The sequence below is a fragment of the Micromonospora sp. ABR4_055 genome, from assembly GCF_056160425.1.
On record NZ_JBSWXD010000240.1, the window covers coordinates 1 to 6,827 of the forward strand.

At 73.3% G+C, this 6,827-nt stretch carries 9 protein-coding genes; all 9 read left to right on the forward strand.

Annotated features, from left to right (window positions below):
- Positions 1-115 precede the first annotated feature (115 nt).
- The 9 genes from ACXAHD_RS30715 (at position 116) to ACXAHD_RS30755 (ending at position 6,575) form a co-directional block, all read left to right on the forward strand.
- Positions 116-649, forward strand: a complete 534-nt coding sequence (locus ACXAHD_RS30715) for a hypothetical protein (RefSeq protein WP_475054944.1) — start codon at positions 116-118, stop codon at positions 647-649.
- Between the two features lie 161 nt (positions 650-810).
- Positions 811-1,728, forward strand: coding sequence for a MarR family transcriptional regulator (locus ACXAHD_RS30720; protein ID WP_475054945.1), 918 nt, complete (start codon positions 811-813; stop codon positions 1,726-1,728).
- Positions 1,729-1,818: 90 nt separating this feature from the next.
- Positions 1,819-2,493, forward strand: a complete 675-nt coding sequence (locus ACXAHD_RS30725) for a GGDEF domain-containing protein (RefSeq protein WP_475054946.1) — start codon at positions 1,819-1,821, stop codon at positions 2,491-2,493.
- A gap of 86 nt (positions 2,494-2,579) precedes the next feature.
- Positions 2,580-3,167, forward strand: a complete 588-nt coding sequence (locus tag ACXAHD_RS30730; protein ID WP_475054957.1) for a hypothetical protein — start codon at positions 2,580-2,582, stop codon at positions 3,165-3,167.
- Between the two features lie 224 nt (positions 3,168-3,391).
- Positions 3,392-3,796, forward strand: a complete 405-nt coding sequence (locus ACXAHD_RS30735; protein ID WP_475054948.1) for a hypothetical protein — start codon at positions 3,392-3,394, stop codon at positions 3,794-3,796.
- 52 nt (positions 3,797-3,848) lie between these two features.
- The gene (locus ACXAHD_RS30740; protein WP_475054949.1) at positions 3,849-4,871 is read left to right on the forward strand and encodes a hypothetical protein; all 1,023 of its coding nucleotides are present in this window, start codon (positions 3,849-3,851) and stop codon (positions 4,869-4,871) included.
- Positions 4,872-4,896: 25 nt separating this feature from the next.
- Positions 4,897-5,370 (forward strand): DUF4262 domain-containing protein, encoded by a 474-nt coding sequence (locus ACXAHD_RS30745; RefSeq protein ID WP_475054951.1) that lies wholly within the window; start codon positions 4,897-4,899, stop codon positions 5,368-5,370.
- Positions 5,367-5,717: a hypothetical protein gene (locus ACXAHD_RS30750; RefSeq protein ID WP_475054953.1), complete on the forward strand. Its 351-nt coding sequence runs from the start codon at positions 5,367-5,369 to the stop codon at positions 5,715-5,717. The genes ACXAHD_RS30745 and ACXAHD_RS30750 overlap by 4 nt, the downstream gene beginning before the upstream one ends.
- A 333-nt stretch (positions 5,718-6,050) precedes the next feature.
- Positions 6,051-6,575 (forward strand): hypothetical protein, encoded by a 525-nt coding sequence (locus ACXAHD_RS30755; protein WP_475054955.1) that lies wholly within the window; start codon positions 6,051-6,053, stop codon positions 6,573-6,575.
- Positions 6,576-6,827 lie beyond the last annotated feature (252 nt).

The window sequence follows — 6,827 nt, forward strand, 5'->3', positions numbered from 1 at the left end:
CCCTGTGAAGACCAGTCCCCCCCAAGCACAACCCCTTGCAGACTCTCCACACCCCCCCCTGGGGGTGCGAGGACGTCGACGTACCCGACGAACGGAGAACACCTGATGACAAAGGTTGACCGCCGCCGTACCCGACGACCCGGACCACACCGGCACCTGCCTGTTCGACGCCGACCACGTCGACCACGTCACCCGGCCCCGCCGGGCGGAGTCGCAGGGTCGGCGCTTGCACGCGGCGACCGGGCGGTGGCCGATGCCCACGCCTGACTACGAGCCTGCGCGGGGGAGCACCACCGTGGTGTCCGGCCGGTGGCTGCGCTACGAGCCGGTCCCCGGCTTCCACCGCTTCTACGAGGGCTACCTCGCCACCGTGTCCGGCTGGTGGAACGGCGCCGTCGAGTTCACCCTCGACCGTGAGGCGGTGACCGCACTCGCCCAGACGTTCACCGCGATGGCCGATCACGTCGGCGGCGACTGGCGCACGGTCGACTTCGACGGCCACACCCTCACCGTCACCCGGCCGGTGTCCCTCGGCGGCGGCGTCCACCGGGCCGCACCCGACGACGGGGGCCGTTACCGGATCGGCTGGGGCCTGCCGTGGCGGCCGGTCGACCCGACCCGCTGCGACCGGATCTTCGGCCGACCGTAGCCGCACCAGCCCGCAGTCGGGCGCACGCACCCCTCACCTGAGCGTCGGCGGCGTCCCGAGATCCGGTCATCCGACTTGATCACGAGACGCCGTCGAGCGTGCATCAACGCACGCCACCTCACGCACACATCCGATGAGCAGCCACAACAGGGAGGACATGGATGAACAGCACACCGGAGCCGACCGCGGCACCCAGCGCCCTCGACAAGATCACCGCCGCGCTGGCGGACCTCGGCCAGAACACGGCGGCCGTGATCGCCCACCACGCCGGCGTCGGCTACTCGACCGCCACCAAACGACTACGCCAACTGGAGGAAGCCGGCCACGCGGAACCGTTCCGCGCCGACGACGGCCGCACCCTGTGGCGACAGACCACGAACACCACGACCAGCGCAGGTAGCGACGACACCCCAGCGACTGGCACGACCCCCCACCCGCCGCCGCCCCCGCCTGAGACCCCGGACGACCAGCGGGAAAGCCCCCAACCGCCGGAGCCACCCCCCGCGCAGACGGGGACCGGGGCCGCGGCGGAACCGGACGAGGCGACCGGCGACGCCCCGGGCGAGTCGCCACGGCCGGCACCGGCCCACGACACGGACCGGCCGACCACCCAGCAGACGTTGCGGCCGACGGACCCCAACAGCCCGGACACCCCGGCCGCAGCCGAGGCCACCGACCCGGGCGGCGACGGAACCGTCGAGACCGGCGACGACGCCCCGGGCACCGACCCGGCCGGCGGCGACACCCGACCCGGGCACACCCCGGACCCGCCGGACACCCGGACCGCCCCCGCGACCGACAGCCGGTCCACCACGCCGCATCCGTCACCCGCCGCGCCGGCACGCCGACCCAAGGGCACCCTGCGCGCGGCCGTCCGCGACGTCCTCGAAGCCCACCCCGACACGCGGTTCAAGACCAGCGACCTGTGCAAGGCCCTCGACAGAGCGAACGAGGACGACGGGGCCAGGGTCAGCGCGGGCGCGGTCGTCAACGCCGTCCACAAACTCGTCATCGACGGCGTCGCCGTCCAGGTCGCCGACCGGCCGGCGACGTTCCAACTCGCGCCCGCAGCCGACTGACCCGACCCACCGTGGCAGCCCGGGGTGGGCGTCGAACTTTGGCGGGCTCACGCCCACCCCGGTGCTCCTTCACCAACAAGGAGCGATCCAGTGTCTCATCTGCACTCCTACCTGACAGCGGTCGGCGGACTCCTCGCCGGCCTCGCCGCCGCCGCGCCCCTGATCGTCTGGCAGCGGCGGATCCTGCTGTACCAGCGGCGGGCCCTCGCCGACCGGGCACGGGACCGGGACCGCTGGTACCGGCTGGCCACCCGCAACGACACCACCGACCTGCCGAACCGACGCGCCCTGCTGACCCACCTCGACGCCACCCTCTCGCTGGGGGAACCCCTCGGGCTCGTCCTGGTCGACCTCGACCGGTTCAAACACGTCAACGACGTCCACGGCCACGAACACGGCAACGACCTGCTGTCCGAGGTCGGCAGCCGGCTGTCGGCCATCGGACCACCGGTCGTGTTGGCCGTCCACCTGTCCGGCGACGAGTTCGCCCTCGCCGTGCACGGCGACACGGCCGACACCGCAGCCGCCGCCCACACCGCCCACCGGCGCATCTCGCACCGCCCCTACGACATCGACGGCCAGCAGATCAGCCTCACCGCCAGCGTCGGCTACGCCGTCGCCGCACCACACATGCTGTCCCGCGATCTTCTACACGCCGCCGACCAGGCCATGTACCTGGCCAAACGCGCATCCACCGGCCTCCACGCCCACGACCCGGCCCGCGACACCCCTGGCCCGGCCGCCCGCTACCGCGACCTGCCCTGACCCGCCCCGCCGCATCTCGGAGGCCTCGCAGACCACTCGGGCCTGCGAGGCCCCGCCCACCCTGCCAAAGGAGCCCATCCGCCGTGATGCCCGACAACGCCGTCCACACCCTCACCGACTGCCTCCTACGCGTCGAGGCCCGCGCCGACACCGCCGGCTGGGGCCACCCGCCGCTGCTGCTGCTCGTCCAGGACCGGCCCGCCCCATCCGCCGCCGACCCCACGAGGCGCCGGACGCGCGCCGCCACCCTGCCGCTGAACCCGGCACGCCTGGGCCGCTACCGCGCCGGCCTCGCGGACCTCCTGACCGACCTCGCCGCCGCGCTGCGCCTCAACCGGCCGGTCGGCCGACCCGCCCTCGCCGCCTGCGTCGACCCGCGGCTGATCGCCGGCCTCGTCACCGAACCCACACCCGGACTCCGCCTGCTGGCCTGGGCCGTCTGCTACGAGGACGTGCTCGTCGACCCCGACCAACTGCACGAGATCCGACGCGTCGACGCGGTGGACGCCGACCACCGCCACCACCGGATCACCAGATTCCGGGCCGGACCGCAGCCCACCATCGCCACCGACAGCCATCTCGACCACAACGGACAATCGGCCACCCACGCCGCGCTGACAGACCTCCTCGAGGCCACGACCCGAGCCTGCCCGGCCACACCGACAAGACCCTGACCGGCAACCGTCGACACCAGGACGCCCACCGCGAGGTCCACGCACGACGCCGGGCCGACCGCCCCTTTCCCACGGTGTCGCCCTCGACCGGACGACTTGACCTTCGTCAAGAGATAAGCGTCGATCGTCACGGTCGCCGGCCGGACCGGGCCATGACGCCACACGGCGTCACCCGGTCCCGGCGGCGGCCCCCTGCCCCGCAACCCGAAGGGAGGCCATCCCGCATGTCCGACCGGAGCCGATCCCGCCCGTCGCACCGCGCCCGTGTCCCCGGCGACGTCACCGACCCCCTGCTGTGGCGGCTCGCCGTCGACGTCCTCACCGCCCACCAACCCGGCCCCGACGGCCGGTGCCTCATGCGGTGCCCCGACCACACCGACGGGCTGTGCCCGGCCGCGCGGCAGGCGCGACGGGCGATGCGCGTCGCGCGCGCCCCGATGGTTCAACCGGTTGCGCGGCCCGACGCCACCCGTGACGCATCGCGGCAACCTGCCCGCGCCGCCGGCAGGTTCACCGGCTGGTTCACCGCCGGCCTCGCCGCCACCGCCACCCACCTGCGATCGCGGCTGCCACACCCGCTGCCCCGCCGGGTCCCCGGCGCCGCCCTGGCCGGCGTGTACGCCGCCTAGTTCCCCCCAAGGCCGCAAACGGCTCCCCGTCGATCCTGTCCAGGAGGACAGCGTGACCTTCTACACGGAGACGACCCTGGCCGGCTACGCCCGCGCCGCCGTGCACCTCACATCACGGATGGTCGACTACAGCCGGACCGACTTCGCCCGACGCTACCTACGGGCATACCTCGACATCGCGTTCGCCGACACCGCCGCGACGACGACACCGACCACACTCGCGGCGGTCGACCGCCTGTCCCACCAGCCCTGGCAGACCGGCGACCTCTACGTGCTGGCCCCCGAGATGAGCGCGATCGTCGCCGCCGCCGCACAGACCCTCGACCTGACCGGCGACATCATCACCGACGACGCCGCCCCCAGCCGCAGCGGGATCGTCTACCTGCCTGAACCGATCTACCACCGCGGGCCCCACGGCCACGTCACCTCGGTCGGCGCCATTGCCTGGACCAGGATGCACAACACCGGCACCGCGAGCACCGACTGGTGGATCACCAGCTGGGCCGACCGCGACGACCCGTTCGACCCCACCGCCGCCCGTCTACGCGCCCAGTACCAGCACGACACCCACCTCGCCGCCGACTTCGGCCCCTACGTGCTGACCTCAGCCGCCCGGATCCCCGTCGGCAGACCCGTCGAAGCCCGACCAACCCCCACAGCGGACAAGGACATCGAGTGGGAACCGGCCCCGGACGGACGGTACTGCGTCGACGAAGCCACCATGCCGGTCAACGCCGTCGCCGCCACCGCCTACGCGTTCTGGGTCATCGGGTCCCAACCCCTCACGACCGTCGCCGCCCCACCGCTGGACCGCGCCGCCCGCCGCCGCGCCCACCGCGCTCAGATCACCCACCACGCCCGCGTCGTCATGCTGCGCCGCCGGACACCCGCCGCCGGCCGCCCCACCGGCGAACCGAAATGGCGCTACCGGGTCCGGTTCTTCGTCAAAGGCCACTGGCGTCGCCTCCACGACGCCGACGGCCGCCCGTACCGCATCTGGATCCACCAGCACATCAAAGGCCCCGACGGAGCCCCGCTCCTGCTCGGCGACACCGTCTCCATCCTCGCCCGCTGACCACCACACCGAAAGGACCACAGCCATGCCGCACCTCGACAACGTCCTCCGCACCCAGCAGCGGCAGATCGACAGGTTCGGCTGGGCCGTGACCGCCGTCCTCCCCGACGACAACGACGGCGACGACGAGCACGGCCCGTTCGCCTACACCGTCGGCCTCACCCGCCACGGCTACCCGGAGCTGGTCATCGCCGGCCTCGACCCCTGCATCGCCCACGCGATCCTCAACACCGCCGCCGGACGGGTCTACGACCGCGCCGAACGGTTCACCCACGGCCAGCACGTCAACGGCCTGATCGCCGGCTACGACACGGTCATCGTCGACGGCCACGCCACCGACACACTGCACCCCGGCACCGCCTTCGCCCTCTACGGCCGCCACCGCGTCCGCCTGCAGCAGATCGTCTGGCCCAACCGGCACGGCCGCTTCCCCTGGGACGACGGCTACGAATACCCCACCTGGGTCCAACCCCTCATCGCCCACCCCGGCCAGCCGTGAACGGGATCACCCAGGCCGTCGACGACCTCGCCGCCGAGATCGGCGCCACCGTCAACTGGACCGCACTCCACCGCCACCTGCACGCCCCGCCCGTCGCCGCCCTCATCACCGCCGCCGCGACCGCCGCCTTCGCCGACTCCCTGATCCGGGCGCACCAGCAGGACCTCAACGACATCCTCGACACCGCCCACCGCCACGGTGGCCTCACCAACGACCCCCAGCCGTTCACCACCGCACTGGCCACGATCTCGCTGACCCTGCACGACCAGCGGCAGACCGCCATCGACCAGGCACGCGCCCTCACCACACCACTCGCCGAACTCGGCGTTCTCCACCTGCCCGAATGAACGGACAGGTCCCGGCCCAAGACGGCAGGCCGCCACCGCCAGCCGGCCACATGATCCACCCGTCGCCGTCCGGCGGAGTCGACGCACTGTTCAGCAAGCGGGGCCGTCCAGATCGAACACCCGCGGCCCGCCAAGCAAGGCGGACCACCCACCGACATGCTTCCCCACGCCGTGACCATCGGCTACCGCCGGCCGCGCCTGACCGTCACCCGCCGACGGATCGCGCGTCGCCGCCACCCACCGCCGCCACTGACCCACCCGCCACCGCCGGCCCCGCACCCCGTTCCTCCCGGGAGCGGGGCCGGCCGCCCTTGTTGACCTCAGGAGATTCACATGCCCACCTCCGACGACGATCCGCGACCGGCGGCCCTGGAATCCGTCCTGCGTGACGCCTGGGACGCGTTCCACCCCGGCCAGCCCGCCCCACTAGGCTGGCTCACCCACACCGCCACCCGCATCCACGACTACCTCGACGCCCACCCACCCGTACCGGCTCCGCCCGCCGCCCCGCCGACCACCGTCACCGAACAGGCGGCGGGGCTGCGCCGACAGGTGTGGCGCACCCTGCGCGACGCCGCCACCGACGACGTCGCCCCCGACGCCGCCGACAGAATCCTGGACATCCTGGACCTCCCCGGCCTGCCACGCCACTGGCAGGTCCGCCTCACCCTCCCGGTGACGATCGACGTCACCGCCACCGACCCCGACGGCGCGTTCGACACCGCCGAGTCCGTCATCGACGCCGCCCTCAACGCCAGCGGCCACGGCAGCCACATCGACTGGGCCGCCGCCGGCCGCGACGACGCCACCCCCGGCGACCCCGATCCCACCGCCGACGAGCCCCCCGGCCTGCGATGACACCGTCGCGCCGACACGTCCGCGCCGGACCGGCAACCCGCGCGGCCAGCAGCGACGCGCGTCACGGCGCCGCTTGATCCACCCGCACGGGCAGGCGTACCAGCTGTACCCACGCCCGTGTCAGCGGGCTGACGACGGGCCGCCGCCGCGCGGCGGGAACACCGCCGTCCCCGCCCGCTGAAACGGACCACCGCGCCCCCGCGAATCGAACGAAACCAGGGAACGGGAGGAAGATAGGGGGGGGAACCAACC

What these genes read in the sequence shown, in the direction of transcription:
- ACXAHD_RS30745 (WP_475054951.1), top strand. Translation starts at nt 4,897, where the DNA reads ATGCCGCACCTCGACAACGTCCTCCGCACCCAGCAGCGGCAGATCGAC.
- ACXAHD_RS30720 (WP_475054945.1), top strand. Translation starts at nt 811, where the DNA reads ATGAACAGCACACCGGAGCCGACCGCGGCACCCAGCGCCCTCGACAAG.
- ACXAHD_RS30730 (WP_475054957.1), top strand. Translation starts at nt 2,580, where the DNA reads ATGCCCGACAACGCCGTCCACACCCTCACCGACTGCCTCCTACGCGTC.
- ACXAHD_RS30755 (WP_475054955.1), top strand. Translation starts at nt 6,051, where the DNA reads ATGCCCACCTCCGACGACGATCCGCGACCGGCGGCCCTGGAATCCGTC.
- ACXAHD_RS30735 (WP_475054948.1), top strand. Translation starts at nt 3,392, where the DNA reads ATGTCCGACCGGAGCCGATCCCGCCCGTCGCACCGCGCCCGTGTCCCC.